Annotated in this window: 27 protein-coding genes; 14 read left to right on the top strand and 13 right to left on the bottom strand. The window is 39.4% G+C overall.

Going from position 1 to position 26,097, the window contains the following annotated elements; translation table 11 throughout:
- Positions 1-54: 54 nt before the first annotated feature.
- From IEV61_RS14935 to IEV61_RS14900, 8 genes are all read left to right on the top strand, one after another.
- A complete protein-coding gene (locus tag IEV61_RS14935) occupies positions 55-969 on the top strand; it encodes a helix-turn-helix domain-containing protein (RefSeq protein WP_188417835.1) in 915 nt (304 codons plus the stop codon).
- Between the two features lie 5 nt (positions 970-974).
- Positions 975-1,997 carry an aldo/keto reductase gene (locus IEV61_RS14930; protein ID WP_188417834.1) on the top strand — a complete coding sequence of 341 codons (1,023 nt, stop codon included), beginning with the start codon at positions 975-977 and terminating at the stop codon, positions 1,995-1,997.
- 166 nt (positions 1,998-2,163) lie between these two features.
- Positions 2,164-2,670 carry a hypothetical protein gene (locus tag IEV61_RS14925; RefSeq protein ID WP_188417833.1) on the top strand — a complete coding sequence of 169 codons (507 nt, stop codon included), beginning with the start codon at positions 2,164-2,166 and terminating at the stop codon, positions 2,668-2,670.
- Positions 2,671-2,721: 51 nt separating this feature from the next.
- A complete protein-coding gene (locus IEV61_RS14920; protein WP_188417832.1) occupies positions 2,722-3,033 on the top strand; it encodes a hypothetical protein in 312 nt (103 codons plus the stop codon).
- Positions 3,034-3,264: 231 nt separating this feature from the next.
- Entirely contained in the window at positions 3,265-3,852 is a 588-nt protein-coding gene (locus IEV61_RS14915) for an RNA polymerase sigma factor (RefSeq protein WP_188417831.1), read from the top strand.
- Positions 3,853-3,914: 62 nt separating this feature from the next.
- Positions 3,915-4,895, top strand: coding sequence for a FecR family protein (locus tag IEV61_RS14910; protein WP_188417830.1), 981 nt, complete (start codon positions 3,915-3,917; stop codon positions 4,893-4,895).
- Positions 4,896-5,066: 171 nt separating this feature from the next.
- Entirely contained in the window at positions 5,067-5,672 is a 606-nt protein-coding gene (locus IEV61_RS14905; RefSeq protein WP_188417829.1) for a hypothetical protein, read from the top strand.
- A gap of 366 nt (positions 5,673-6,038) precedes the next feature.
- Positions 6,039-6,284, top strand: a complete 246-nt coding sequence (locus tag IEV61_RS14900; protein WP_188417828.1) for a hypothetical protein — start codon at positions 6,039-6,041, stop codon at positions 6,282-6,284.
- Here the strand turns inward: IEV61_RS14900 and IEV61_RS20855 are convergent.
- The gene (locus tag IEV61_RS20855; RefSeq protein ID WP_507762839.1) at positions 6,218-6,538 is read right to left on the bottom strand and encodes a hypothetical protein; all 321 of its coding nucleotides are present in this window, start codon (positions 6,536-6,538) and stop codon (positions 6,218-6,220) included. The two genes, IEV61_RS14900 and IEV61_RS20855, sit on opposite strands and share 67 nt — an antisense overlap.
- Before the next feature lie 408 nt (positions 6,539-6,946).
- Between IEV61_RS20855 and IEV61_RS14895 the strand changes: the two genes are divergently transcribed.
- Positions 6,947-7,291: a hypothetical protein gene (locus IEV61_RS14895; RefSeq protein WP_188417827.1), complete on the top strand. Its 345-nt coding sequence runs from the start codon at positions 6,947-6,949 to the stop codon at positions 7,289-7,291.
- Between the two features lie 497 nt (positions 7,292-7,788).
- Here IEV61_RS14895 and IEV61_RS14890 read toward each other — a convergent pair whose 3' ends face one another.
- Complete coding sequence (locus tag IEV61_RS14890; RefSeq protein WP_188417826.1) at positions 7,789-8,265, bottom strand: hypothetical protein; 477 nt, start codon at positions 8,263-8,265, stop codon at positions 7,789-7,791.
- A 233-nt stretch (positions 8,266-8,498) separates the two neighbouring features.
- Here IEV61_RS14890 and IEV61_RS14885 point away from each other — a divergent pair, with 233 nt between their 5' ends.
- From IEV61_RS14885 to IEV61_RS14875, 3 genes are all read left to right on the top strand, one after another.
- The gene (locus IEV61_RS14885) at positions 8,499-9,485 is read left to right on the top strand and encodes a DUF6985 domain-containing protein (RefSeq protein WP_188417825.1); all 987 of its coding nucleotides are present in this window, start codon (positions 8,499-8,501) and stop codon (positions 9,483-9,485) included.
- A gap of 1,204 nt (positions 9,486-10,689) precedes the next feature.
- Positions 10,690-11,325, top strand: coding sequence for a TetR/AcrR family transcriptional regulator (locus IEV61_RS14880; protein WP_188417824.1), 636 nt, complete (start codon positions 10,690-10,692; stop codon positions 11,323-11,325).
- A gap of 128 nt (positions 11,326-11,453) precedes the next feature.
- Positions 11,454-12,317, top strand: coding sequence for an SDR family oxidoreductase (locus IEV61_RS14875; protein WP_188417823.1), 864 nt, complete (start codon positions 11,454-11,456; stop codon positions 12,315-12,317).
- Between the two features lie 297 nt (positions 12,318-12,614).
- On the opposite strand, the gene IEV61_RS14870 is transcribed toward IEV61_RS14875, so the two are convergent.
- Entirely contained in the window at positions 12,615-13,610 is a 996-nt protein-coding gene (locus tag IEV61_RS14870) for a glycosyltransferase family protein (protein WP_188417822.1), read from the bottom strand.
- A gap of 6 nt (positions 13,611-13,616) precedes the next feature.
- Positions 13,617-14,462 (bottom strand): metallophosphoesterase family protein, encoded by an 846-nt coding sequence (locus tag IEV61_RS14865; protein ID WP_188417821.1) that lies wholly within the window; start codon positions 14,460-14,462, stop codon positions 13,617-13,619.
- Positions 14,463-15,097: 635 nt separating this feature from the next.
- Here IEV61_RS14865 and IEV61_RS14860 point away from each other — a divergent pair.
- Positions 15,098-17,632: a response regulator gene (locus tag IEV61_RS14860; RefSeq protein ID WP_188417820.1), complete on the top strand. Its 2,535-nt coding sequence runs from the start codon at positions 15,098-15,100 to the stop codon at positions 17,630-17,632.
- A 541-nt stretch (positions 17,633-18,173) separates the two neighbouring features.
- On the opposite strand, the gene IEV61_RS20850 is transcribed toward IEV61_RS14860, so the two are convergent.
- The 9 genes from IEV61_RS20850 to IEV61_RS14820 form a co-directional block, all read right to left on the bottom strand.
- On the bottom strand, positions 18,174-18,365 hold the full coding sequence (locus IEV61_RS20850) for a hypothetical protein (protein ID WP_507762838.1): 192 nt from the start codon (positions 18,363-18,365) through the stop codon (positions 18,174-18,176).
- Positions 18,366-18,569: 204 nt separating this feature from the next.
- Positions 18,570-18,905, bottom strand: coding sequence for a hypothetical protein (locus IEV61_RS14855; RefSeq protein ID WP_188417819.1), 336 nt, complete (start codon positions 18,903-18,905; stop codon positions 18,570-18,572).
- A gap of 150 nt (positions 18,906-19,055) precedes the next feature.
- Positions 19,056-19,877, bottom strand: a complete 822-nt coding sequence (locus IEV61_RS14850; protein ID WP_188417818.1) for a universal stress protein — start codon at positions 19,875-19,877, stop codon at positions 19,056-19,058.
- 13 nt (positions 19,878-19,890) lie between these two features.
- Positions 19,891-21,315: an inorganic phosphate transporter gene (locus IEV61_RS14845; protein WP_188417817.1), complete on the bottom strand. Its 1,425-nt coding sequence runs from the start codon at positions 21,313-21,315 to the stop codon at positions 19,891-19,893.
- A gap of 1,029 nt (positions 21,316-22,344) precedes the next feature.
- Positions 22,345-22,980 carry a nitroreductase family protein gene (locus IEV61_RS14840; protein ID WP_188417816.1) on the bottom strand — a complete coding sequence of 212 codons (636 nt, stop codon included), beginning with the start codon at positions 22,978-22,980 and terminating at the stop codon, positions 22,345-22,347.
- Between the two features lie 56 nt (positions 22,981-23,036).
- Positions 23,037-23,459, bottom strand: coding sequence for an organic hydroperoxide resistance protein (locus IEV61_RS14835; protein WP_188417815.1), 423 nt, complete (start codon positions 23,457-23,459; stop codon positions 23,037-23,039).
- Positions 23,460-23,481: 22 nt separating this feature from the next.
- Positions 23,482-24,159 (bottom strand): type 1 glutamine amidotransferase domain-containing protein, encoded by a 678-nt coding sequence (locus tag IEV61_RS14830; RefSeq protein WP_188417814.1) that lies wholly within the window; start codon positions 24,157-24,159, stop codon positions 23,482-23,484.
- Between the two features lie 27 nt (positions 24,160-24,186).
- Positions 24,187-24,585 carry a DoxX family protein gene (locus IEV61_RS14825; RefSeq protein ID WP_188417813.1) on the bottom strand — a complete coding sequence of 133 codons (399 nt, stop codon included), beginning with the start codon at positions 24,583-24,585 and terminating at the stop codon, positions 24,187-24,189.
- Complete coding sequence (locus tag IEV61_RS14820) at positions 24,586-25,005, bottom strand: MarR family winged helix-turn-helix transcriptional regulator (RefSeq protein ID WP_188417812.1); 420 nt, start codon at positions 25,003-25,005, stop codon at positions 24,586-24,588. It abuts the gene before it with no gap.
- Positions 25,006-25,376: 371 nt separating this feature from the next.
- Between IEV61_RS14820 and IEV61_RS14815 the strand changes: the two genes are divergently transcribed.
- Positions 25,377-25,667: a hypothetical protein gene (locus tag IEV61_RS14815; protein ID WP_188417811.1), complete on the top strand. Its 291-nt coding sequence runs from the start codon at positions 25,377-25,379 to the stop codon at positions 25,665-25,667.
- Positions 25,668-26,097: the final 430 nt, after the last annotated feature.

The raw sequence follows: 26,097 nt of genomic DNA, 5'->3' as shown, positions 1-26,097 counted from the left end.
ACCCTCTATACAGAAAAGTAATTCCGGGCTTTTCTGTTTATATTAATTATAATCATGAGTAAGCAAGATTTGCCCATCAAAAACATCAATTCCGTTTCAGAAGTGCACCGGTTACTATCTTTGCCCGCGCCAAAGAATCCGCTTATCACCTTGATCAATCATGCTCATGAGCCACCTGCCTCCGCAGGCGGTATTCATCGCATGTTGCTTAACTTCTATAATATTTCCATTAAAAGAAGTTTTCAGGGACAATTAAGATATGGCCGCAATTACTACGACTTTGATAATGGAACAATGACTTTTTCCGCTCCCGGCCAGATTATCGCTGTTGATCAGGGGGATGAAAGAGATAATGATGGCTGGTCACTGATGTTTCATCCGGACCTGATCCGAAATTATCCCTTAGGTAAGTCCATCAAAAACTACGGCTTCTTTGCTTATGATGTTAATGAGGCACTGCACCTCTCCGACGAAGAGGAAAAACTGATTGAGAGTTTAGTACGGAATATTCAAAATGAATACGAATCCAGGATTGACAATTTTAGCGCAGATGTCATCGTATCAAACCTGGATCTGCTATTGAATTACTGCAACAGGTTTTATAACAGGCAATTCGTAACCAGAAAAATGGCAAATAATGACCTGCTTGCAAAGTTTGAGAAAAAGTTAGCAGATCATTTTGAAGAGAGTTCAGCGACGGGCTTAATAACAGTTAACAATTTAGCTGAAGGACTCAACGTATCTGCAAGCTATTTGAGTGATATGCTGCGCGCAACAACCGGGCAGAATACGCAGCAGCACATCCACAATAAACTCATCGAAAAAGCAAAGGATATCTTGGCTAATACCGACTTGTCTGTTAGCGAAATCGCATTCAGGTTAGGATTTGAGTTTCCGCAATCCTTTAATAAACTGTTTAAAAATAAAACCAGTATGTCTCCGCTGGAGTTCAGGCAATCTTTCAATTAATAAACATGAACTATAAAATATTAGGTAGCACGGGTTTAAAGGTATCTGTGATCGGTTTGGGCACCATGAACTATGGTGGCAAAGGTTTTTTCAAGGTTATGGGAACTTTAGACCAAGCGGCAGTAGACGAACAATTTAAGGTGGCCCTGGAACACGGTATTAATTTCATTGATACGGCCAATGTATATTCAGAAGGACTATCTGAGGAAATGATCGGACAGGCCGTCAAAAACCTGTCAATCAACAGAGATGATCTGGTGATTGCAACGAAAGTGAGAGGTGGTATGGGCAACGGTGTTAATGATCGGGGCCTTTCCCGAAAACACATTATTCAGCAAGTGGAAGCAAGTTTAATACGACTGAAAACAGATTATATAGACCTGTATCAGATCCATAGTGCTGACCCATTAACCCCTGTGGGGGAAACTCTTGAAACATTGGATGTCCTGGTCAAGAGCGGCAAGGTGCGCTATACAGGGGCCAGTAATATGACTGCCTGGAACCTCATGAAAACATTGGCCCACTCACAATATAATAAGCTGGAAAGGTTTGCGTCGTTGCAGGCAAATTATTCCATTGTCGGCCGGGAATTAGAACGTGAAATGGTTCCGCTTCTAAGAGATCAAAATGTAGGTTTGCTAGTGTGGAGCCCGCTAGCAAGCGGATGGCTAACTGGCAAGTATCAAAAAGATGCTAAAGAAAAAGGAACCGGTAGAATTGATAATTTTAAACAGCAGTTTATAAACCACGACCGCCTGCAAGCTATTTTTGAAGCAATGAAGCCAATGGTTGAAGAAAAGAACAGTTCATTTGCTCAATTATCCTTAGCATGGTTACTGCATCAGCCCGTGGTTACCTCAATCATTATCGGAGCCACCAAAATCAGCCAACTGACAGATAATTTAAAGGCATTAGATATCAAGTTCTCATCCCAAGAGCTGTCCGTTCTAAATAAAGTTAGTGCGATTACGGAAGAATATCCTGGAAATGTGGATGCTATAATGAGTTCTGATCGAAAAGCGTCGTAAATAAAGGGAGGATATGTGCACGATACTTTTTTGTTGATAATGACTTCATCAGATAATTGGTTCTGACATGTGGAAAGCTTCTGTCCTAATACGATTTTAAGATTGTGACAAGCTATATCAGGACAAGACACTCAGAAGAAGGGGATACGTAAGTCTTTTAAAATTTATGCTTAAAGTGCATTATATAGTGCTTATGCCTTACTTAGCAAATAAAAATTATAAATATTTAGTGCTTGAAATTGGAACTGTTACTGCGGGGAAACTGACTTTCATACACCGTAAAAAGGAATCTTTAACCGCTTTTAACACCATTTGTTATCCTTCCCTCAATGGTGTTCCGTTTGGTTTTTTTCAGGGAAAGGAAGAAGAACAGTTTGCCAACAGAGCGTTAGACAATGGCATTCAGCTTTGGGGCCTGGATTTCGAAAATTATAACTCAGCCCTTTATATTTTGGATGAACTTTACAGCATGTCAAAAAAGACACCCGCAATAAGTGAAAGTTATAAAAAAGCCTATCAATTTGCTGTGACCGAATACCAAAAAGACAGGGTCCGTAAGTCATATAACCTGCCGGGCAGTTTACTTCGTTCAGAAGCCATCAAATCTTTTTTTGAAATTGCAGCAACTAATGCTCGGGCAAGGTCAATCATAGCTGAACAGATAGCATCATAGAAGATATATGAGCAGGAAATCAAAAATAACTGGTATCCAAGAGTAGAAAACATGAAAACCAATTTTGCAGACAACTATAAAATAGCCGAAGCAAAAGATGCGCTACTTAAAGTCTTTGTCAAAATAGGTTCTGTACACATAGCCAGGGGAACTAGATCAAGCGGGTTTCAAGAGCTGGGTAATCTGATCTACGAGCTTTCTCAGTTTAATCGGACTAAAATCTTTTCTGTAATTTCTTTTGCCAGGTATCGAATTGACGCGCGGGGCAAGCTTTTTGACCTGCTTGATCCGGAGGATGCTAACCTGTTAAAATATACCAATCAATATTCCCGGAGCTTCATAAATCTGAGTAAATTAAAATAGGACAGTTGGTCTGGTAGGATCAAGCTATCGTCAGCCATGCGATCCTAGATTCAGAAGTTTGACATGATGCTTATTCCGCCGGCAACCAAACCGAATACGCCCAATTTTACCCAGTAATGGGTTTAACTAATATACCCACTGATTAGTGATTGGTTTATCAATTTGGTTTAGCCTAAAACGTGTGATACTAATTGCCAAATTGTCTTTAAAGCATATCTTCGCTAAATATAGATGTCGGCGATAAACCAACTCAGCGATCAGGAATTAGTTCATTCTTTAAAGAATGGTGATCGCATGGCATTTAGCGAGATTTATAAACGCTATGCCGAAAGCCTTGCTGGTTTTGCAGCTTCGAAACTTTACGATCTGGATGATGCCCGCGATGTTTTGCACGACCTGTTTGTTAAACTATGGGAAGACAGGTTCACACTTACGGTAAATGATAATTTAAGATCTTTTCTTTTTGCAGCTATCCGCTATAAGATCATTGATAAGATCAGGCGTAACGTTACTCGCCAAGAATACGATGTTTTGCTGCAGGCCTTGGCAGAACCGCAAGCCAATGGTGTTGAACAACAATTAGACGCAAAAGAATTGCAACAATTAGTTGATCAATCGCTGGAGCAATTACCCGCCAAAACAAAACTGATCTACCAGCTAAGCCGTAATGAATACCTGTCTGTTACGGAAATAGCCCAGCAGCTTAACCTTTCCGAACAAACCGTAAAAAACCAGCTAAGCATTGCTTTAAAGCACTTACGACAGGCAATTGCCGGTTTAGGCATCCTGGCTTTAATGATGGATTGGCTGAATAAGTAAAATAGTTCACTTTTCTTGGTACTCTGCCGGCCCTCAACCGACAACTGTTAAAATCAACAGGTATGAGCCGTCAGGATATTTCCATTTTATTAGAGCGCTACGCCCGGGGGGCAACTTCTGCAGCAGAAAACCTGCGGGTCGAAAACTGGTTAGCAAACCATGAAAACCCCGACAACCAATGGGAACGCATGGATATAGCAGGACGCAAGCAATGGCTGGGCCAGGTATTTGCCGACGTAGAATCAACCATTGGAAAAAACACCCCGATAATCCATATACATCCGCGCCGGACTTTGTGGCGGATTGCGGCAGGTGCGGCAATGCTAATAATTTGCTTTAGCTTATTTTGGCAACGTGCCGCGCTGCAAAACTGGCGTAATCCTATTCAACTAACCACTATGCAAACCGCTGATAATCAAAAAAAGGAAGTGGTATTAAGTGACGGCAGTAAGATTTGGCTAAACGCCGGCTCGGAGTTGAAGTACCCTAAAAAGTTTAATGGTACCACACGTGAAGTGTTTTTAACAGGCGAAGCTTATTTTAATATTAAGCATGATGCCAGCAAAGCGTTTATTGTACATACAGGTAGTTTGATAACCATAGTGCTGGGCACCGCATTCGATATTAAAGCAATTAAAAATGATCGGCTGATTATTGTTACGGTTACCCGTGGTAAAGTAAGTGTCAGCGAGGACAAGCGCCTGTTAGGTTTGATTATCCCTAACCAGCAGATCAGTTATAACAAGCATACTAATTTACATGTACAATCCTCGGTGGATGCAAGCCGGGTTATTGCCTGGCAATCTGCCGAGCTGCGTTTTGAGGATATCACTTTCCAGGAAGCGGCAAAGATACTTTTAGAACGGTTTAATGTAAAGATCACTTTCAATAACGATAAAATAAGAGCATGCCGCTTTTCGGGCAGTGCATTAAGCGGCAAAAATATAGACCAAGTATTAAAAGTGATCTGCGCATTTAATAATGCGCATTATGACCATCACCCAGATGGCAGCATCAGCATAGATGGGAAGGGCTGCAATTAATTCAATTAGCTTATAGAAAGGAAAAACAAGAACACCTCAGGCTTTTTCTGCCACGCGGAGAAAGCTTCATAAAACAAAAACCTGCAAGCCGGCTGCAACCGGCCCGCAGGCGACCCGGCTAACCGGGAATGTTTTAAATCATTTTGGCAATCACTTAAAACTTTTAAAATTATGAATTTTTCTGCACAAAAGCAGGAACCGGGATGGTATTATGCCTCCGGTTTTACTAAATCACAGCAATACCAATTATTTTTTTTACAATTCATGCGCGTCAGTATCCTCATCACCGCCTTGCTCATTGCCACCTTGCAGCTACTGCTGGCAGTGCCAACACATGGTCAGGATATGACTGTTGAAAAAGTAACCGTAAGCCTGAACCAGCAGGAATTAACGACCGCGCTTAAACAAATTGAACAGCAAACTACCCTGCGCTTCTTTTACCGTAAGGCAGAGGTGGATAAGTTAGATAAATTGAACCTGCCACCTGCCCGGCGTACCATTGAACGGACACTTTTTGAATTGCTGCATAATCGAGGCTTCAGCTTCAGGCAGTTAGATCAAAATATTCTCATCGAAACCAATAGCCAACCGCAAAACATACAAACGAGGATCAGCGGAAAAGTATTAGCTGCGGATACCAAGCAGCCGCTGGTTTCGGCCCGTGTGGAGCTTTTACGCAACACGGACCTGCAATTAGTCGGGCAGGCTTTTACAGATTCAATCGGTCGTTACGGCTGGCGGGTGCTGCTTTGTACCCTGCTTCGAATGATCGCATGAGCTTAAAGTGACGAATCCTAAGCAAAACAATAGGTAATATTTACAACACGAAAATTCAGGTAATTTGCTCATGAGGATAATTATGATTGATAAGCTTTAATGCCCGTTAATAAAAATAATAGTAACAAATGACGTATAGTGAAACAAATTAAATCAGGAATGTTTTAAAAAAGCTGTAGCATAAAGAGGTAAATAGTTTTTAATGGCACAGTATACGCAAGGTCAATAAAACGGTTGTTAAAAGATGGTGCAAGTTGAGCCAGATCGGACTCTTACCTATCCGGAATTATAATCATAACGATTTCTTAACGCAAAAACCTCTTGATTTCAAAATTTTGGAATAAATTGCTTGCTCAATAATTTATTATGGCAAACTTTAACATATCTTTTTTACTAGACGATACAACCTATTTAGCTAAAGTAGATCAGGCGGGTAATATATATACGGTTCTGCCGGAGGATATACATTTGCAGCAGACATATGGAGAAGTGGTAATGCTTGAAGCCAATGGTGAATTTGCATGGCGAAACCCAGGACCTGAATATTATAAATTTGCGCTATCTATAGCAGTTGCATTAAAAAACCATTTAGGGATCACTAATAACAATTGAAACCGCGTGCTTGGGTAAGTCTGATTATAGATTATCTGAAAACTGAATAATTCAACCATGAAAGCTATTAATGAGCATTCGGTAATTGACCGGTAAACGGTAAGAACTACAAAGCTAAAGTACGAAGGATATGACTTGATCATTGAAGTTTCTTTATCACAGTTCAGCATCTGCTGCATACGCCAATATTTCCTTTTTCCCGAAGCGCCATAGACCGTTTTACCATTGATTTTGCAAGGTTGTCCATTGTTGATAATTTAATCCGGCTAATAATTTTATTCTTAATTTAGAGACAATTATCAATGCCTTCCATAGTACCCTTAATGACAACGTATTTACAACGGCTCTGGCCTTTTGGTAGCCTTATATACTATAAATACCATTTTAACGGTTTATTAGCGCTTTAACTGGCGTGAGAGGACTGGAAGTGAGCCACTGAATTGTAAATGAAAAGTGCCCGATCTGAGTGGTTTAAATTGTGAGAAAGCCATTTAACTTACCAGGCCAGTACGGAGACGACAAAAAGAATATGACGATTGCAGCTGCAAATTGTTAGTGAAGACAGATATTGCGCTTACAGTTTGCCTGAATAATTACAGTTGTTTGCTATGTATCTCAACCCAACCATTAAAACCAATGTGGTTTGTGAGCGTTGATGATAAATGATTCGTCTGCTCAGCAACCAAGAATATGATACTACTTTCAATAGCCCTATGCTGGTTGTGACGGCTACGGCGCAACCGGTGGTTGATATATGGCCATATGTTAACTTACTAGTGCAAAATAGAGTTGTTTCGCCTTATGTTTTTCAAAATGAATTGATAGCATGCGTTTACAGGAATGGTAATGCAACTTATGACCATGTTTTACTACCAACAGATAGCGAACATCGTTTTATAGTAGTTGTGGTCAATATAAGTCAAGCCACTATTTACGGTTACTATTTGCTGGATCTTGCTCAGGAATATGGAATAGAAGATAAATTCCCTAATGTTCCACAAGCTTAAGTGATATTACTAAATTAATCTTTTTTATTATCGGATTAACGCTTGTCTGGCGGCATTTGCTGTCGCCATTGATTAAACGGAATTAGCATGTCGTGCATATCGTCGTAAAAAACTGATCTGCTAGTTTTTATGGAATGCAAAATATAAATAATCGCCAGGTTGTCGCCGTAATCTCCGGTACCTTAACTTAATAATTAGGGTCCTTAGCTGTGATAGGAGTTTCTATATAGATTTGTAAATATCTTTATCCATTACTGTCTTTTTCCACCTGCACACCTTGCGCTTCGCCTCATCAAGATTTATTATCAGTTGAACTACTAAATCATCATCCTTGACTGCGGATGGTTGTGATACTAACTTAAGCTGAGGTTGATTAAATTATGCATTCTTTCAATATTAATAGGCTGTAAGTAATAAAGTGGCCAGGCAAATGGGTAAATATTGTTATGTAATATGTATTTTATAGTTTACCATTTTGATGACTACGCGATGTCGAATTATACGCTGAATTTATTGATATAAATGTCAATAGTCGTGCACAGGTCATCAAAATTCTCCAGTTCCGGAATAATTTGGATATTACCTTCACCCGTTAACCAACGGAAAAATGCTGACTTGGTCGTATCGTGAAGTTCAATTGTGCCATTACTTATTAGGTGCTTTGACAAATTTTCCCATTTTATTTTTTTATCGTTAGGAGGCATGTAAAATTCTACACCATCATCATCCAATACAATTCTGTAATGCTTATAACTTTGTTTGAGCAACCCATATCCAATCAGTATTGCCAAGCCGAATGCCGGTACGCATACTGCACTACCAATAAGGGCATATTTCCAACTAAGATGGAGGCATCCAAGAAAATATCCGTTAACCAAAACCAAAACAATTACCATTAACTTAACAGCCGCTTTAATGATTCGAATTGCTGCAGATGATAATTGATCTTCACTTAATTTATATACTTTAATCATAAAAATGAGCCCTAAAAATCGAATTTTTAACGATAAGCTAACCAAAGACAGCCTGCTTTTGTGTGATATATTACCTTAAATTTATTTTGAATTTTTCTCTAAATTCGTAAATACTATTACGCTACGATGGTGTCTTATTTAGCTTAAAAAGGCAAATAATCAATTATTATCAATATGTTATATTTCAACAATTGCATTGCGCACTATCTAAATAATACTTTAAAAAAAATATAATGAACGGATGGGAATTGGAAAAACCAAATAACGATATTCTTTTAAATAAAAAGGAACGTATCAAAGCATACGCATTGCAAAACCCGCTGGCAGGTACCGATAAGGAAAGCAATGTGCTGGTAATAATACGCCGGTATCACCCTTCGTTAAATTGTAATCCGGATGATCCTAATCATCAATTGAACACCTACCGCATGTGCATGGCTTATTATGATGCCACCAGCTATCTGTATTTTAACTTGCCTTTAGGATTAGACTACACGGGGGTGGACGTAGAAGTTGATGAGAACACAGGCAAGCCGGTATTTACCATAAAGGCTCGTGAGATGACCCGTAAAACCAATATGTGGGAACTCCAACAACAACTGAACAGTTTCACGCCGATTGATGAAGCCGCTAAAATGGCGGCGTTTGAGCGTTTGGAAAATGCGGTGAATACCTTCAAACTTAAGCCTATTACCGCTACCGAAGTGGAATCGGCTGTTATAGGCGCCCTTAACCAAAGCAAACAGTTCGAGGACTGGTGGGAGTCGGCGCCGGTAGTTATCCCGTATTTGGACGGGCAGGAACTAGAGTTTATATATCTCGACCTTAACCCGGCCGAAGATGAAGCATTTACCGCTGAAGCGGATGAAGCTATTAGTAAATTTATGGCACTCAGCGAAGTCGATCGTTTAGCTGCATCGGAACACGTATACAAAAACTGTATGGAGTATTTAGAGATGATAGGCTATAACGAAGAAGATGAGCTGCTATGGAACATTAAAGACCCGAAAGAGATCTGGAATTACGTGCGCTACAATAAGCTTTATGTAAGCCGCGAACCGTACGAAGAGCACCAGTTATATATTCTACTGAGCTGCGAATGTGATTGGGAGATAGAACACGGCCTCCAGCTGGTATTTAACAAAACCGGCAAATTGATACGTGTAAGTGCAGAAGACGGTCACATTTTAGGCTATATGGGCGACGGAATGATTGGCTAATGCAATACCTTTCCTCAAATGTAAGCCGGTATTCATCGTAGTTGATGAATACCTGTTTAGTATTTAATTTATCAAGCACGTTCAGGCATAGTCTAAAACAACATAATAAACATTTGATGTAAAGGTTATCAAATAAATTGCAATTGCACCTAACTTACATCCCGTGCGGCGAGCGCTTTTCGATTTTAATTAATTAAGCTTTATGTTGGAAGGTTATACAGATCTATTTTTAGGAAATACAACGGCAGTCAAATCATTGGCGAATCACCCCGAACCTTTCCGCGTGAAGATACTCGATATCCTAAAATGTTACTTCTTCCTCAATATAAAGTGGAAGACGCACTGCGTCAAAAACTTGAAACTTTGGCCGGTCAGATTGAATGGGCGACAGAACATTTGATCATTTTTAATGCGGTAAGCTTTTAAAGCATTTTTTTTTCTCATTACGGAAACGGGGTCGACCATTTCTCTGTTAATCAGAAGGTTATTTAGTAAAACTTCTTTGGATTTTGAGAAAAAATCGTAAATCTAATTGACGATTTAGAGTCATAAAATCTCTTGCCTGGCTCGTAAAGTACTTGATAACAAGGTAACTTAACATACAGTAAATGAAGATATCATTCCTACATCAGTTCCCGTTCACTCTTCTCCCTCCCTATCTAAAAAATTATAATCAAAGTGTTCCAGAAGAGAGTTATAGCGTTCCGTTAAACTATGACTATGCTAACTTGGTGGTTTGGAAATTAAAAAATTAATATCTGTCATCATAACTTATTAGTCAAATTCGCAAAGAATAGCAAGGTCAATAAAGCCGGAATGTCTAACCCACAAATTATTTATGTCTTGCGTTATTTATCTACACATTGCATCAACGGAGATTAGGGTGTTCGATAGGGGAAATTATTGTCAGATTTTCGCTCCACTTAAATGCCTAATACACACCTAAAGTGAATTAATTCAATAATTCGAACACCCTGTACATTTTGAAATTCAATAAATTGCAGCATACTAAATATTATGCAAACAATTAATAATCAACTTCATACACTATATCTTCAAACCGTCTAAAAACATCAATAACGGCATAAGGTGTTCGATTGTCGTCCCTAGCTCTCCGCACTTTATATTGCTTTTTGGAAGCGATAAGCCAGAAAAACCATTTTTTTAAAACTAAAAAACAAATTCTAATTAAAGATGTCCTATAATGACTATTAGTCACTTAATGGGTATAAAAACTAAACATCTTCCCAAATTACACAGAGAGCAACAAATTATTGATGCAGCAGATCATGTGTTGACAAATGCTGGTGCTCAGAATTTTACGATCGATAAGGTAGTTGCTCATTTGGGTGTTGCCAAGGGTACGATCTATAAGTATTATAAAAGTAAGGATGATGTGCTTGCGGAGATGAGTGTTAAAGCACTTAAGATTTTGCTTGACTACTTTAAAGCAGCGGTGGAAAAAGAAAACGAGCCGTTGGAAGCTTTACAGGCATTAATCTTGGCATTTTATAAATACTACTTAAAGTATCCAAAATATTTTGAGCTATTTATTTACATGGAAAGACCTGACTTCCACAGTAACATTCAGGGCTATTTAAGTATAAGTTTGGAGTTGAAGAAATATTTTACTGAACATCTGATACGATGCCAGTCGGCAGGCTTAATTAAAAAAGATTTAGACCCTTCCTACTGTACTTATATGATTTGGGGAAGCTGTATGGGTTTGATGAATTTTATAGAAGCAAAAAAGGTGTTTATCGAGGAAATTGAGAAGCTTCAACGAGAAGAATTGCTTAAACTTTATTCGGAAATTTTGGTGGCTGGAATGAAAAGCTAAATTTTTTATTGAATAGTGACTGTTAGTCATTTTTATTTTAAATAATAGTGAGGTATGTCTATACGAGCCTTAGTACCTGAGGCATACATCAGATAAAAAAATTAACACATCAATAAAACTATAGAATTATGATTTTAGTAACCGGAGCAACCAGTGTTATTGGGCAAAAGCTATGTCAATTATTAGCTGAAAATAACAAGCCATTTCGTGCTATGTGCCGAAAAGAAGATCAATTAGAAAACTTCCGTAAACAAGGTATAGAAGCCGTTCTAGGTAAATTTGAAGATCCGGAAAGTTTGAGATCGGCTATGAAAGGCTGTACTTGTCTATTTTTGGTCAGTCCACCCACTAAGAATCAACTTAAATGTGAAATGAATGCCATTGACGTGGCGAAACAAGAACAAATAGCTTACATCGTTAAAGTTTCTGCGTCAGATGCGAATTTGAGGTCATCAGTGCCATGGGCTAAGACTCATGCGCATATTGATCACCACCTTCGTGCATCTGGTATAGCCTGGACCATACTCAAACCAACTGCGTTTATGCAAAACTTTTTGACCATGACTAAACCTATCTCTAAAGGCTTTTTACCCCAGGTTGGCGGCAGTGGGCTTGTGGGTTATATTGATGCGCAGGATATAGGTAGGGTTGCTTACCATGTTTTAACAGAAAATCATCACAAACGAGCTACCTACTATCTCAATGGCCCTGAAACGTTAGACATGAAGGAGATCGCTTCGCAAATAGCAGATGCCACAGGCAAGAAAGTTCGCTATGTAAATTTACCTTCATTGTTCTTTCGCGTTTTATTGCGGGTCACTGGAGCATCTCGATGGTTAGCGAATGGTCTCGTTGAACAATATGCAGAAGTGGTTGCCAAGAATCATGATCAAGACCTTAATGAAGAAGTTTTCCGACTGACCAATCATCAACCCCGTTCCTTTCTCAATTTTGCAAAGGAGCACAAAGATGCATTCTTAGGTTTAGATTAAGTGAAAACCTTTATGCAGTATTGCTTTCACTTTTTATAAGATCAAATCGAACAGGACTCGAACCTGGAAGCAAACCTATATTATCGAATTTTTAAAGTTTAGAAGTAAAGCTCTCGCAAAATTGAAGATATAACAAAGGAAGCGGACAGAAGTCGAAACTTTTAACTGATTTTCAGGGAGTTGAATTAAGGAGACTAATGATTGAAAAGTGCATCGCCTAAAAATTGATGCTTTGGTAAATAGCTAACACGAAATTATAGTGGAACGGCGTGGGTTATAAATTAATTATAACATCTTTTAATGAGCATGTTCTTTTATGATCAATTCCAGTATCTCCTCCGTTTGATTGGGGTAGTGTACCTCTATGATCTTTCCGCTATCCAGCCATTGCTGTATGGTGCTTTCGTGTTTGGTTTTTAAGCTCCTAATTACCGGCATCCCCATCGCTTTAAGCGCTGCGGCATTTAGCTGCTGTTCATATTGGTTTTTCATAGGTATCACCAATAATTTCTTTTTCATGAACAAAGCTTCGGCCGGGGTTTCAAAACCGGCACCACACAACACCCCTTGCGCCGAGGCCATACTTTTAATGAACGCCTGATTACTAATCGGCTCTATGGCTATATTTTTATAGTCTACCGGCTTTTTATTATGCTTGGAGAACACCTGCCATTCTATATGCTTAAATTTAACCAATTTCCTGATCAAACGCTCATCATCATAAGCCGGCAGGTATACGGTGTAGTGGCCTTTTTCCCCGATTGGTTGTTCGCGTACCTCCTGCCTTACTACGGGTGTGAAAATATTGTGGCCAAATGCTTTAAAATGAAAGCCATACTGAGCCGTAACCGGTGCATACTGCTTTAATATCATTTTGCCAAGCAGATCGGTAGTGTCGGGCTTGGGCACTTGGTTGTTAAGCACTGCTACCTGATGGCTTAACCCTATGCAGGGTTTGTCGGCAAAATGGCAGGCCCAGGCCGATACCGGTTCAAAATCTGAAACAATTAAATCATAATTATTTACCGGCAGCTGGTTAATCTCTTTGATAAATTTCCTAGTATCAGCCTTTTGAAAGCTCTTCCAAAAATCAACCCCTCCGCTTTTGCCAAACACAAAGCCCATGCCATGGCAACGGTATTTAACATCAAAAGGCAGCTTCAAATCGCCTTGCTTGCCGCTTACCAAAACATCTACCTCTCCTTTCAATTTTAGTAAAGGCACAATATCCATAGCGCGGCTTAAGTGCCCGTTACCCGTGCCTTGAATGGCATATAGAATCTTTTTTGCCATAGGCTGTCAGATTTTGCTGGCGTTTAACCTTGGGTTTTGGCTTGCATTAACCTGGTAAGTAAAAATCTGATCGTCATCACTAACTTCTACGATACGGTATCCTTTATAATCGGTACCCCAGTTACCACCAAAGTGCGAATCGAAAAAATGAGGTAATTTACCTGTATAACGTACGCCGTCCAGCGAATGGTCATGTCCATGAAAACAGGCTTTGATATTAGGATAAGCGTGCAATAGTTCAACGGTTTCCCGGCAGTTTACAAATATCTTTTCTTCCTCGGGCAGCCATTGATGTGGTGGTATATGTAGTACCACAAATACCATGCGTTTAGATCTAAACTTTTCAAAAGACTCCTTCAAGAAACTATTGTTGGGACATACATATTTACCTTTCGTATCAGCCGTGTTAGCTAAAACAAAACCAATGTCGCTGAACTCCAGGGTGTAATTATCTTCATAGCCAAATACGTTTTTCCAAAGTTTTGCATCGGCAAAATCATGATTACCTGGCAGCGTATGGTATTTAACCGGGAGCTTATCCAGGTAGGTTTGTTTTACCTTACTTAACAGGTCTGGCCGGTCATGTACCAGGTCGCCGTTAATGATCACAAAGTCCAGGTGGTTTTGCTGATGCTCCTTGCTTAACCAACTGATAAGATTAAGGTAAAAGCCATCAAAATCGGTATCGGACTGCCCATAGTGCCCGTCGGATGCCAGGGCAAAGCGCAACTTGAATTTTTGAGACGATGTTGAAGTATTAGAGCTATCGGCAAATGCATTTACGGCCGGCAATAAGCTTATACCGGCCAGGCTTACAATACCCGATTGCAAAAATTTACGGCGGTTAGCCATGCTGTTTTAAGTTTAATTTATTTATGATCAATACCTGCATACGTAATAATGCAGGTAAATATCGACTTTACAACTTAAATAAAAAATAACAGCAGGTTACCTAATCATTAGCAAATTGTACTTAAATTGGCAGCTAATCAAAAATCACCTTAAGCGCCTGCTGCAAGGCGGCGATGTTAATAACCGATTAAACCTTGCAACCACAATTAGCCCCCTATTTTACACCGTCTTATTTCAAAAAATTCTATGCTCTTTATCACGGGCTCTCCGGGATAATAATTTGGATGCGTAGGACAGGAAGCTATGCCAGACTTCATTCTTTATGGATTCGAGCGATTTTCTAGATTATCGCTTTAATTAAACCCTGGCATTTTAAACAAAGCTTAATGTTGTGTTAACAACCACAGGATTATTGTTGCGTAAAATTGCCTGTGAACTATCTAAACATCCCATTCCTTAAATCTTTCAAGGCCAGACTCCTTTTAAGTTTCTTTTCTCTACTGCTCGTCGTCCTAACTTGGATAATCACTTACCTGATAATCAACAATCAGCAAGTAAAATTAAGGCTATTTTCTTCGGATCTTTCAAAGATACAAACGCAGTTTTTAAAGAGCAATACTTCACTCCAAAACTTCATGATTTCAGGTTTTCATGGAGCCGAATTTTACCGAACCGGCAATCAAAAGGATATTGACCAATTTTTGTCTCTTCAATTTAACATCAAACAGCAACTTATCAGTTTAAAGCAGCAAGCAATTCAAAATCATCTCCAACTTGACGAGCCTTTAGATAGCCTGATCAGTTTAAGCAATCGAACCCGGGCCTTGGGCCGGGAGTTGAAGGCAGGTTATCTTATCAAAGGCTTCGAAGACCATGGTCTTGAGGGCAGGATGAGGAGACAAGCACATTGGATGGAAGACTCAAGTTCTATATCTACAAGCACAGTGTTACAACTACGCCGCCACGAAAAAGACTATATGCTTAGAGGAAAGCCCGAATACGTAAGTCTTTTTCTTACGCAAAGCCAATCCCTTCTTGAGCAAATACCCAAAAACAGCAAAAGCTACCATGCGTTAAAAAGTTATAAAGAATATTTTGAGCAATTTGTTAAACACACTAATATGTTAGGGGTTAATCAAACAAAGGGTGTAGCGCCACGAACACAATATTACATTAACCAGTTTGAAAAGCAGTATACCTTCACTGAGAACAGAGTTGCCGGGGAAACACGTCGGCTGCAATTGCGGTTCAATTATCTTCTTATCGGCGTTTCTGCCTTATTGCTTTTGGGAATTACCGCTTTAAGCTCTTTTTTAACACGTTACCTGACTTATGATATTAAGGAACTTAATAAACGTATGTCAGCGTTTATTAATTCTGATTTTAGTACAATCCGGCATTTGTCCAAAGAAAAAAGTTTCCGGCCAAACAGCATTGAAATTGAAAAGTTGAATAACGACTTCAGCCTATTAAAAAACACGCTTACAGCTTATATCAGCAACCTAAGTAAGCACAAAGACGAATTACAGGACCTGAATGAGGAATTGCAAGCACAATCTGAAGAAATGCAGGCCCTTAACGAAGAGCTACATTCACAAAAAGAACAGGAACACTTAGCACGTGAAGAAGCTGAGAAAGCGAACCGGGCCAAAAGCGTGTTTCTGGCTACCATGAGCCATGAGATACGTACTCCTATGAACGGTGTTTTGGGTATGGCGTGCCTGCTGCATGAAACAATTTTAAACACAGAGCAAGCTGAATATGTAGAGACTATTAAATGCAGCGGCGAAACCCTGCTTGGTGTAATTAACGATATACTTGATTTTTTGAAAATAGAATCGGGAAAACTAGAGTTGGACCCGCACGATTTCAATTTACGTCAAGTTATTGAAGAAGTGATGGATGTGTTTGCGGGCAAAGCGGCGCAAACAGGAATTGATCTCATCTACCAGATAGACCATGGCCTTCCCTTGCAACAAAAGGGAGACAGCATGCGGCTGAAACAAGTATTAATTAATCTCGTGGGTAATGCCATTAAGTTTACCGGCCAGGGAGAGGTTTATTTAGGCATAAGCCTATCCAACCAGTCTGGAAAGAATTTGGAACTCACTTTTGAGATCAAGGACACCGGTATTGGCATTCCCAGGGAAAAATTATCAAAATTATTTAAAGCTTTTTCACAGGTCGACTCTTCCACCACACGTCAATACGGCGGCAGCGGTTTGGGTTTGGCCATAAGCGAACGCCTGGTCCAATTGATGAACGGTACAATCATTGTTGAAAGCGCGCTCGGTAAAGGCACAACTTTTTACTTTACCATACGGACGGAAGTAAGCACCTTGCCAACCATAACTTTTCAGGCTTCCACCATGAGCGGACAGGATGGCAAAAGAGTATTAGTGGTGGATGACAATGAAACCAACCGCAGGATACTACAACTGCAATTGGAACAATGGAAACTGCACCCAGTAATGGCTGCCTCTGCCCGTGAAGCAATTAATTTACTCGAAGCCCGGCGCTTCGATCTTATACTAACCGATATGCAGATGCCAGATATGGATGGTGTTCAGCTAACCGAGGTGATTAGAAGCAAGGATGTCCATGCACCTGTTATTCTACTCAGTTCTATCGGAGATGATGCCAAATATAAATTCCCCAACCTATTCACATCTGTACTTACCAAGCCGGTTAAACAACAGCAGTTATGTAAAGTAATGCAGTCGGCTTTTCAGCAAAGCGAGATAGCTATTCCATGCAGCCCGCCCGCCCAGGGGCAGTTAAACCGAGAGTTGGGAGAACATAAGCCCTTACGCATATTGATTGCAGAAGACAATATGATCAATCAAAAGCTTATTATAAGAATATTGAATAAGCTGGGTTACGAGCCCATGCTGGCAAACAATGGCCTTGAGGTCTTGTCTTTAATAGAACTCCGTCCATTTGATGTGATACTGATGGACATTCAAATGCCCGAGATGGATGGCCTCGAAGCAACACAAGTGATTAGAAGCAGCGATACCAGGCAACCTGTTATTATTGCCATGACGGCTAACGCCATGCCCGAAGATAAAGAGGAATGCATGAGTGTAGGAATGAACGATTACCTGTCAAAACCGATTCACATTGAAAGCCTTTTAGCGAGTTTAACAAAGGCTTATGAGTTGATTTAACTCTTAAAAGGCGTAAGGATTAATTATTTGCGCACTAGTTGATGGCTTTTTGCAACAAGAGCATCAGGTAAGAATTGCTGTTACTATATCATTTATAAAACAATTCTTAACAATGGTGTAACTTTGCGGCTATGGATAATTATAGCTTGTCGTTTATGCGATTGTTGAAATCTTGATCAGAATGGCGGGCTATGATTACTATATTGGTGACTATAAAGATCATGTGTTTAACGACGGTTCTGTATAGGTCAAAACAACCACAGTTTCAAATCACCATATCCGATCAACAAATAGCAACACAGTTCCTCAAGCCCGCTCAAATTACGACAGAAGAACTGTTCGTTATTGTCTCAACCTTTAAACCGGAATAATGACAATTCGTTTTTATCATCACCCTTTCTTAAATTTTCGTTAACATTAGGAATCGGGCAACTGGTTGACTTACATCTTAAGCGGAACTATATCATCACCTGCTTGCCTTTGCATAGCCAGTATGGATAATTGATATCGTAGATCGAGATGATTTTTTTGATCACCGCTTTTACCACACATAACGAATAATGTATTGATATTCTAACCCTACATCTCTGACTGTACTATTGATGTAACTTTTTTCGCTTTGATTATTTTTATTAAACATAGCAACCAGCGGCTTTAAATATAGATTTGCGAGGGTACGTTCTTCCAAAATTTCTTTACGTTCATGCGCCACGTATAGCTTGCCGTTTAACAAAAAAAATTAGCCTAAATTGACCCTGCGCCGGCATAATAATCTTGTGGAAAAGGAGTATTTTGCTTGTAATTGTTGTGGCTATGCATCCGGTTAGCAGTTAAGTTTTGTGCCCATAAAGCCGTGTTGACACAGGAAAAGGCTAATGCCAGGAAGGTGTGTTTGCTCTTCAAGATACTAATCATTAAAGGGCCGTGTGATTATCCATTATGATTTACCTATAGCTTTGTAAAGCTTCTTTATTTTCTTAACATCTTTTTCTAAAACCTCGATTAAAGTATGTATATCTTTTGCTTTTATAACTGCAATCTGATGCATAATTAAGACACTTATTTCGAACAATGGTAATAGTTGTTCTTCTGCATCGTAGAAATCTATTTTGGCAAAGTGCTCGGCAAGATGTTCCTTATACTTGTTGCTGATGTTATTTATATCCTCATAAAGTGCACCATTATAATCCGATCTCTTTGAGATAAGGCGTTCGAAATAATCAAAATGCGAAATATGGTCTGTTATTTCCAGTGTAACAATGTTTAAATCCATTTCATTACAATTTAAATAAGTGCTGAGATTCTAAAAATCTGTTTCTACTTGATTAATGTTTTTTAATACTTAAATGCTCCAGCAGATATTATTCGTTGTAATAATTTGCATTATTGTTCACTGATAAATTAGCCTAAATAAATTGAATTATTATTCATGTAAAACGAGAATAGCCTTCACCGTAAGGTTCATGATCTGGTTTATAGTGCTGCGGTTAAACAGCCGGTAAATAATATTGTGATGATGTTTTACAAGGCACAAAATATCTGTTTCGGTTTTATCAACGAAATCTATTATGCCGCTGAGGGGGCTACTGTCTTTTAAGTAATTAAAATTAAGAGTGGCATTCGGTATCAGCTCTTTTATTCTGTCTTCGCCGGTTTGAATATGTATGGCATCCGATGTTTCCTCTACGTACAATACTTGCATTCGCTCCGAATTAAAGGCTTTAATCATTTCGTTAAGAGCAGTTACATCTTTAGAAGATAATTTAGTTCCATAATTGGTAGCCAAGGTTATGGTTGGTTTCTCCGGAAACTTACTTTCTAAAGGAATAATGAGTGTCGGCGTCTTTACCTTAGTTACCATCATGCTGGCATTACTGCCCACAATGCCACTGATGCCTGTTGATCCGGTTATGCCCATTACCAGCAACTCTGTTGTATGATTGCTAATATGTTTGGTAATAACTGTTTTGAGAAAGCCAACATCGCAAAGTGTGGTCACCTTTACTTTTTTAAACTCATCGGTATCTTTGTAAACGGCGACCCAGCCTTTCAGTGCTTCCCTTTTATTTCGGTAGTAATCTTCAATAAAAATAGCGTTGTAAGTACTGTTGTTTATGCCTTCGGTAGGATGGATGGCATGAATGGCACATACTTCCAACTGTAGCAGCACGGCCAGTTTCATGGCATATTCCATGGCGTTTGCAGCGCTCGGCGAAAAATCGGTGGCAACAAGTATTTGCTTCATCTTTCAATAATTATTAAATAAACAAATGAAATAACATAAACAGCAATGCTGCTAAAACGATGGCAACGGGCAGCGTTAATACCCAAGCCAGGGCAATATTTTTAAGGGTTTTGCTATTTAGGTTACCCTTGCCGCCCGAAGCAACCATAGCACCGGCTATACCGCTGGATAGTACGTGTGTGGTGCTCACCGGCAGGCCAAAGGCGGTACTCAGGCCAATGGTCGAAGCCGCCACAATTTCGGAGGTGGCACCTTGTGCATAGTTCAGGTGTTCATTACCTATCTTCTCGCCTATGGTCACTACAATTCTTTTCCAGCCTATCATCGTGCCCAGGCCTAACGAAAGCGAAATGATGGCAATTACCCATATGGGCGCAAAGTCTGTCACATGCTCCAACTCGTTCGATGCTCCGGTTAGTACGTCCCGGTCTTTTTGCGAAAACTTTATTTTCTCATTTTTAATGACAAGCCTTATATCTTTAATTACACTTTCTACCTGTTTACGGTAGCTGTAAGTTTTAGCAACATCAGTTTCACTTTTTGCTTTGAGCGAAGCTCGGGTTTGATCGAGCGCCTTATTTAACTGCAGTAAAACATTCTTTTGATCGGTGCCGGAATTTAATGCGTTAGTGATCACCTGCTCGGTTCTATTCAATTCGGATAAAACCTTTGCATTAGGAATATGATGATTAACTGCAAAGTGAGCCGGCATAAAAGCAATGAGGATAAGCATAAACAGGCCTACGCCTTTTTGCCCGTCGTTACTACCATGAAAAAAGCTGACCAACGTACAGGTAGTGATGAGCAGTAAACGGATGTGTATAGGCGGACGATCATTTTCGCCGGATGGGATATGGAACAGCGCATGTGATTTGGTAACATGTTTTAAAAACAGCATCAGTAAAGCGGCAGCCCCAAAACCAATGATTGGAGAAAGCACCAGCGATGAACCGATTTCTTCAGCTTTTTCCCAGTTTACGCCCGGGCCGTTATAATACCAGGTAAAGGCCAAACCCGCGCCAATCATTGCCCCTATCATGGTATGCGAACTAGAACACGGGATGCCCAAATACCAGGTACCCAAATTCCAGATAATGGAAGCTAACAATACTGCCAATACCAGGCAGGCACCTACGCTAACGGGCAAGGTCATGAGCTTATCTAAGGGTACCAGTTTAAGAATACCCATTGCAACAGTAACACCACCCAAAAACACGCCTAAAAAATTAAATGCACCAGACCACGGTATAGCGTATACCGGCTTAAGCGCTTTGGTATATATTACTGTGGCCACTGCGTTTGCCGTATCGTGAAAGCCATTTACAAACTCAAATCCTATGACGGCTAAGACACATAAAAAGAAAACAAACAGCAGGTAACCGCTCAGTTGTACCTCTCCCAAAAAAGGAAGAACAACGGCGATGATGGAATGATGCATTTATCAAATAACCGATTTACAGGTTGCTTTAACATAAATTTGATATAAACAAATTACTAAATTCATTTTTCAAAAACTGAAAGTACTTGTAAACGCATGCTAATTACATCGATAATTAGTTGTTATAAGCCTCAGCGTAATCATTTACTGATCACAAATTTTTCGTGCCAAAGGCCCGATAAAGCATTGATTAGAGAAGCATTTGAGGTAATGTTACGAACACTCGTTGAGCATAGTTATAGCGCAATTTTTTAATTGTAATTAAAAATAACACCAAAAAGGCGAATGCAAAGATGACAACCAAGAGATTTACAACATAATTTTCGTCGACATCATGCTGCGCAACCACTTCTTACATTACATTTCACAACCAAATATCTATTATAACGCAAAATAGTATTTAAGCCACTATACCACCCATACCTGATAGTGTTTTAAATTATCTACCTTTAAGCACATAATAGCTACGCTTACAACTGTAGCACATAAACCTCTGTAAAGGTATCCAGCATAACCATATTTTTACCCAAGTACTTCTTGATATTCTTTCAAAACTGATTATGTATTTACAAGTTGGACAAGTCCAGTTATTCATGAGTTTTGTTTCTGTTGACGGCATTAATACCCACCCAAAAGTCAGTAATTATAGAAATAGTGGGTTTATGGAAATACTATAGTACTTACCATTCTTGAAAATATCGGCAGCATTAGCAGTACGGTTCAGGTCTGTAAGGTAATATGTGTAAACATTTTTGCCGGCCGTTGTCACATTGAAAGAGCTTGTTTTAAACAATGTCCTCCCGCTGTTCAGCACGTTTAGTTTGGTATCATTGGTTGATGTTGCTGCGTTAATAGCGTTAGTCAACTAGCTTTTATTTCCGTAAAAAGTATTGGGGTCAACAAGACACACAAAATTATGTATAGCTTTGATATGAATACCCGCGTTCTATACACAAGAGCGTGGATAAGCACCTTGCAAAAAGGCATCGACATAAACACCCTATCTCCTACCGGGTTGCCCATTAACAACTACTTATATTCAATTACAAATTCTTCAACAGGATTACGAACTTTTTTCATTGACGCTAACCAATCTCCGGCTTCATCACGGTATCCCAAGTATAATAAAGTTACACTTTTCAGTCCTAATGATTTGAGGTCAAGCAGTTCATCAACTAAGGCATTGTTGAATCCTTCTGCCGGCGTACTATCTATCTTAAGCTCGGCAGCTTCGGCAATGGCCATTGCAAACCCAATGTACGACTGGCGGGCCGTATGTTCAAAGTTTTCCTCCGGAGTTTCATTCAAATAAAGATTTTTTATCTTATCGGTATAACTATCAAATCTTCCGCGCGGCAGGTTTCTTTCGTCGGTAATGCGATTATAGATAGTATCTATCCGTTCGGCGGTATACTTATCCCATGCGGCAAAAACCAATACGTGAGAGCAGTCTACCATAACCTCAGGGTTAAGCGAGCTTGGCGCAAGCTTCTCTTTAATTTCCTGGTTGGAAACCACCAACACACGAAACTGCTGCAAGCCCGAAGAAGTAGGTGCCAAACGTGCAGCTTCTACTATTTTATCAATATCCTCCTGATTTACTTTTTTAGTTGAATCGTATTTTTTAGTGGCATATCTCCACTTTAAATCTTCTATTAATGACATTTGATAGTGTTTTATAACAGCGGGGCTTAATGCTATTTAAGCCCCGCTGTGAATTTTTAATTATTAGTAACAGCTAGTTTCACTTCAACATTACCACGGGTAGCGTTAGAATACGGACATACCCGGTGGGCTTTGTTTACCAGTTCATTAGCCTTATCCAAATCTATTTCCTTAATGTTTACATTCAATGCTACAGCTAAGCCAAAACCACCTGCATCATTTTGCCCAATGCTTACTTTTGCAGTTACGGTAGTATCTCCTGTTAATATTTTTTCCTGTTTTATAATCAGGTTAAGGGCGCTATCAAAACAGGCAGAATAACCTGCCGCAAATAATTGCTCGGGGTTGGTGTAATCGTCATTGGCACCACCAAGTGCTTTTGGCATTCTAACCTGAACGTCTAATACGCCGTTATCACTCTTTACATGGCCATTGCGGCCTCCGGTTGCAGTTGCATCTGCAGTATATAAGGTTTTCATCTTTATAGTCTTTAGTGAACAATTATTTTAAACGGGCTATCATTTTTTCGGCAACACTTTCAGACGATGCCGGATTTTGACCGGTGATCAACAAGCCGTCTTCTACCACGTGTATACCCCAGTCTGCCACTTTGCTATAGTTAGCACCTAAATTTTTCATTTCAGTTTCTACTAAAAAGGGTACTATGTCCGATAATTTTACGGCATCCTCTTCTGTATTTGAAAAACCGGTTACGTTTTTGCCTTTTACAAAAGATTCTCCATTTTCAAACTTTACGTTTTTAAACGCACCCGGCGCATGGCACACCGCACCAACTAATTTTCCGCTGTTGTAAAAGTCTAAAATCAGTTTTGCCGAATTCTGGTCATTAGCTAAATCCCAGAGCGGACCATGACCACCCGGATAAAACACCGCATTAAAGTTTGATGCTTCCATTTCGGCAAGCTTGTGGGTGTGGGCAATAACCTCCTGCACTTTGGTATCGTTGTAATACCGTTGGGTAGCTTCGGTTTGTGCCGAAGGTGCTTCGCTGCTGGGATCTATAGGCGCCTGGCCGCCCTTAGGCGTAGCTACCACTACTTCATAACCAGCATCGGCAAACTTGTAATAGGGAGCAGCAAATTCTTCGACCCAAAAACCTGTTTTTTTGCCCGAATCGCCTAATTGATCATGTGATGTTACTACAAATAGAATTTTCATTTTTTAATTTTCTTAATTATATAATTGTTAATTTTTCTTATTGAACACATTGGTACTCCATAGTGCCCATATAATAAGGATTGGTTGAAAAAAGAGACGTGTTAACCTTGCATTGTCTGTATTAAGACCGAAGGCATTCACTTTATTGACATACTGTGCGATGTTGCCGGGGAAAATCAGTACAAAGAAGGCAGCGGCAGTAATGCCGACCCATCTTTTATATCTAAGTGCAAAAATGAGCGCTAAACCTAAGCTGATCTCCGCAATTCCGGATAGTATTACTGTGACATCCGGATCAACAGGTAACCACTGAGGTACCTGTGCTAAAAATTCTGAACGGTTAAAAGTAAGGTGACTTACACCTGCAAATGTTAAAAAAGCACCTAAAATGACCCGGGCAGCGTTTTGTATTTTTGATGTGTGCATTTACTTGTTCAACATCTTGTTTAACAATCCTTTCAACTGCAGAAGCTCCTCTATAGAGATATTCAGGCATTTTACCAGTTCCATCGGGATGTGTTCTGCCCTCTCTTTTAATTGAGTACCAAATGTTGTTAAAGAGATCATTACCACACGCTCGTCTTCATTACTCCGGGTTCTGTTTACCATTCCTTTTTGTTCCAGTCTTTTTAACAATGGCGTGAGCGTTCCTGTATCCAGGTACAGCTTCTCGCCCAACTGGTTAACGGTCTGCTGTTTGTGCTCCCATAAGATCATCAACACTAAATACTGGGGATATGTAATATCCAATTCGGCAAGCATTGGCCTGTAAAGATTAGTGAGATTTCTTGAAAACGCATAGGCCGGGAAACAGATCTGTTTCTCAAGCTTAAGTAAATCTTCCATACAGTATGAACGTTAATAATAAATAAATGTTTTGCACAATATAATTTTGAACGATTTAAAAGCTTGTGGAAGTGCGTTTCCGTGTTGGAGAAATAAATGATATCGGCCTATCTTGACTAATCTTCATTCTTTTCATAAAGCCTGAATTTAAAAGCTAAAGGTGGTTATTTTGAATTGGCCAAGCGCGGTCAATTAAATGTGGTTTATACCCATACCAAAACCGGTTAATAATGAGCTGTTACAAAGCTGGAGGAAGTGCTGGAATTGTAGTTCAATGATACCGTAACCTTAAATAAGGGGATTCTGATTTTACAATAACCGGCAGACCAAGATATACCCTCACCGCACAATTTAAGTGATATGGTCATTATTTGACTTATATAAAAAATGCTCAGTCGAACCTTTCGGTAGGTATAGCCTTTACTTTATTAATTGGCGCATACGCATGGGGTAAACTAAAAGTAAATCATCAGCTTAAGGATGCAGGTAATCAGTATATAAACCAAAGTGAATGGAAAAACCCCGGTATCGGTTTTGAAACTGTATCAGTTGCGGAGCTACCTAAAGTGCTAAAGGAAAATTATCCGAATCCAGTGAAAAACTTCTATCATTTTGATGCAATTACAACCAATGTATTAAAGGGCGATAAGCACTTTCCTTAAATCAAATTTCGATTATTTCGTTTCGTATTCTAATTCATAGTGTTGAGAATATTGGAAATGATGTCGCCGTTATTGCTTCACACAAAAGCTTTTTTTATGCTTTATAAGCGATTTTTTTTGTGTTATTTCTGACGATTTCGTTGACGTTTGGCAAAGTTTTGAATACATCAACAGTGTGAAGCTGTAATATCGTTTACGCTTGAATAAAATTGGCAATTACGTTTTTTCCTTACATTAGGCTAGTGTAGATTGGAATACCTTACACCCAGTAGAAATGAAAATTTGCATGAACAAATCAACATGGTTGAAGAAACTACTTATCATGCCTTGCCAACAAGCCGGTGACGTAAGATCATATGTAAAAAAATTCTTCAGAGATTGCTTAACAGCCTATAACTTTATCAAGCCAAAAAAATTGTATGAGTAAGAA

It is taken from the genome of Mucilaginibacter galii (genome assembly GCF_014635825.1).
GTDB lineage: Bacteria > Bacteroidota > Bacteroidia > Sphingobacteriales > Sphingobacteriaceae > Mucilaginibacter > Mucilaginibacter galii.
Note: the sequence above shows the minus strand (reverse complement) of the source record. Positions and strands in the feature narration are given on the sequence as shown.

Coding starts and splice junctions, on each gene's coding strand:
- IEV61_RS14935 (WP_188417835.1), top strand. CDS start 55: ATGAGTAAGCAAGATTTGCCCATCAAAAACATCAATTCCGTTTCAGAA.
- IEV61_RS14930 (WP_188417834.1), top strand. CDS start 975: ATGAACTATAAAATATTAGGTAGCACGGGTTTAAAGGTATCTGTGATC.
- IEV61_RS14925 (WP_188417833.1), top strand. CDS start 2,164: ATGCTTAAAGTGCATTATATAGTGCTTATGCCTTACTTAGCAAATAAA.
- IEV61_RS14920 (WP_188417832.1), top strand. CDS start 2,722: ATGAAAACCAATTTTGCAGACAACTATAAAATAGCCGAAGCAAAAGAT.
- IEV61_RS14915 (WP_188417831.1), top strand. CDS start 3,265: ATGTCGGCGATAAACCAACTCAGCGATCAGGAATTAGTTCATTCTTTA.
- IEV61_RS14910 (WP_188417830.1), top strand. CDS start 3,915: ATGAGCCGTCAGGATATTTCCATTTTATTAGAGCGCTACGCCCGGGGG.
- IEV61_RS14905 (WP_188417829.1), top strand. CDS start 5,067: ATGAATTTTTCTGCACAAAAGCAGGAACCGGGATGGTATTATGCCTCC.
- IEV61_RS14900 (WP_188417828.1), top strand. CDS start 6,039: ATGGCAAACTTTAACATATCTTTTTTACTAGACGATACAACCTATTTA.
- IEV61_RS14895 (WP_188417827.1), top strand. CDS start 6,947: ATGATTCGTCTGCTCAGCAACCAAGAATATGATACTACTTTCAATAGC.
- IEV61_RS14890 (WP_188417826.1), bottom strand. CDS start 8,265: ATGATTAAAGTATATAAATTAAGTGAAGATCAATTATCATCTGCAGCA.
- IEV61_RS14885 (WP_188417825.1), top strand. CDS start 8,499: ATGAACGGATGGGAATTGGAAAAACCAAATAACGATATTCTTTTAAAT.
- IEV61_RS14880 (WP_188417824.1), top strand. CDS start 10,690: ATGACTATTAGTCACTTAATGGGTATAAAAACTAAACATCTTCCCAAA.
- IEV61_RS14875 (WP_188417823.1), top strand. CDS start 11,454: ATGATTTTAGTAACCGGAGCAACCAGTGTTATTGGGCAAAAGCTATGT.
- IEV61_RS14870 (WP_188417822.1), bottom strand. CDS start 13,610: ATGGCAAAAAAGATTCTATATGCCATTCAAGGCACGGGTAACGGGCAC.
- IEV61_RS14865 (WP_188417821.1), bottom strand. CDS start 14,462: ATGGCTAACCGCCGTAAATTTTTGCAATCGGGTATTGTAAGCCTGGCC.
- IEV61_RS14860 (WP_188417820.1), top strand. CDS start 15,098: ATGATTTCAGGTTTTCATGGAGCCGAATTTTACCGAACCGGCAATCAA.
- IEV61_RS14855 (WP_188417819.1), bottom strand. CDS start 18,905: ATGGATTTAAACATTGTTACACTGGAAATAACAGACCATATTTCGCAT.
- IEV61_RS14850 (WP_188417818.1), bottom strand. CDS start 19,877: ATGAAGCAAATACTTGTTGCCACCGATTTTTCGCCGAGCGCTGCAAAC.
- IEV61_RS14845 (WP_188417817.1), bottom strand. CDS start 21,315: ATGCATCATTCCATCATCGCCGTTGTTCTTCCTTTTTTGGGAGAGGTA.
- IEV61_RS14840 (WP_188417816.1), bottom strand. CDS start 22,980: ATGTCATTAATAGAAGATTTAAAGTGGAGATATGCCACTAAAAAATAC.
- IEV61_RS14835 (WP_188417815.1), bottom strand. CDS start 23,459: ATGAAAACCTTATATACTGCAGATGCAACTGCAACCGGAGGCCGCAAT.
- IEV61_RS14830 (WP_188417814.1), bottom strand. CDS start 24,159: ATGAAAATTCTATTTGTAGTAACATCACATGATCAATTAGGCGATTCG.
- IEV61_RS14825 (WP_188417813.1), bottom strand. CDS start 24,585: ATGCACACATCAAAAATACAAAACGCTGCCCGGGTCATTTTAGGTGCT.
- IEV61_RS14820 (WP_188417812.1), bottom strand. CDS start 25,005: ATGGAAGATTTACTTAAGCTTGAGAAACAGATCTGTTTCCCGGCCTAT.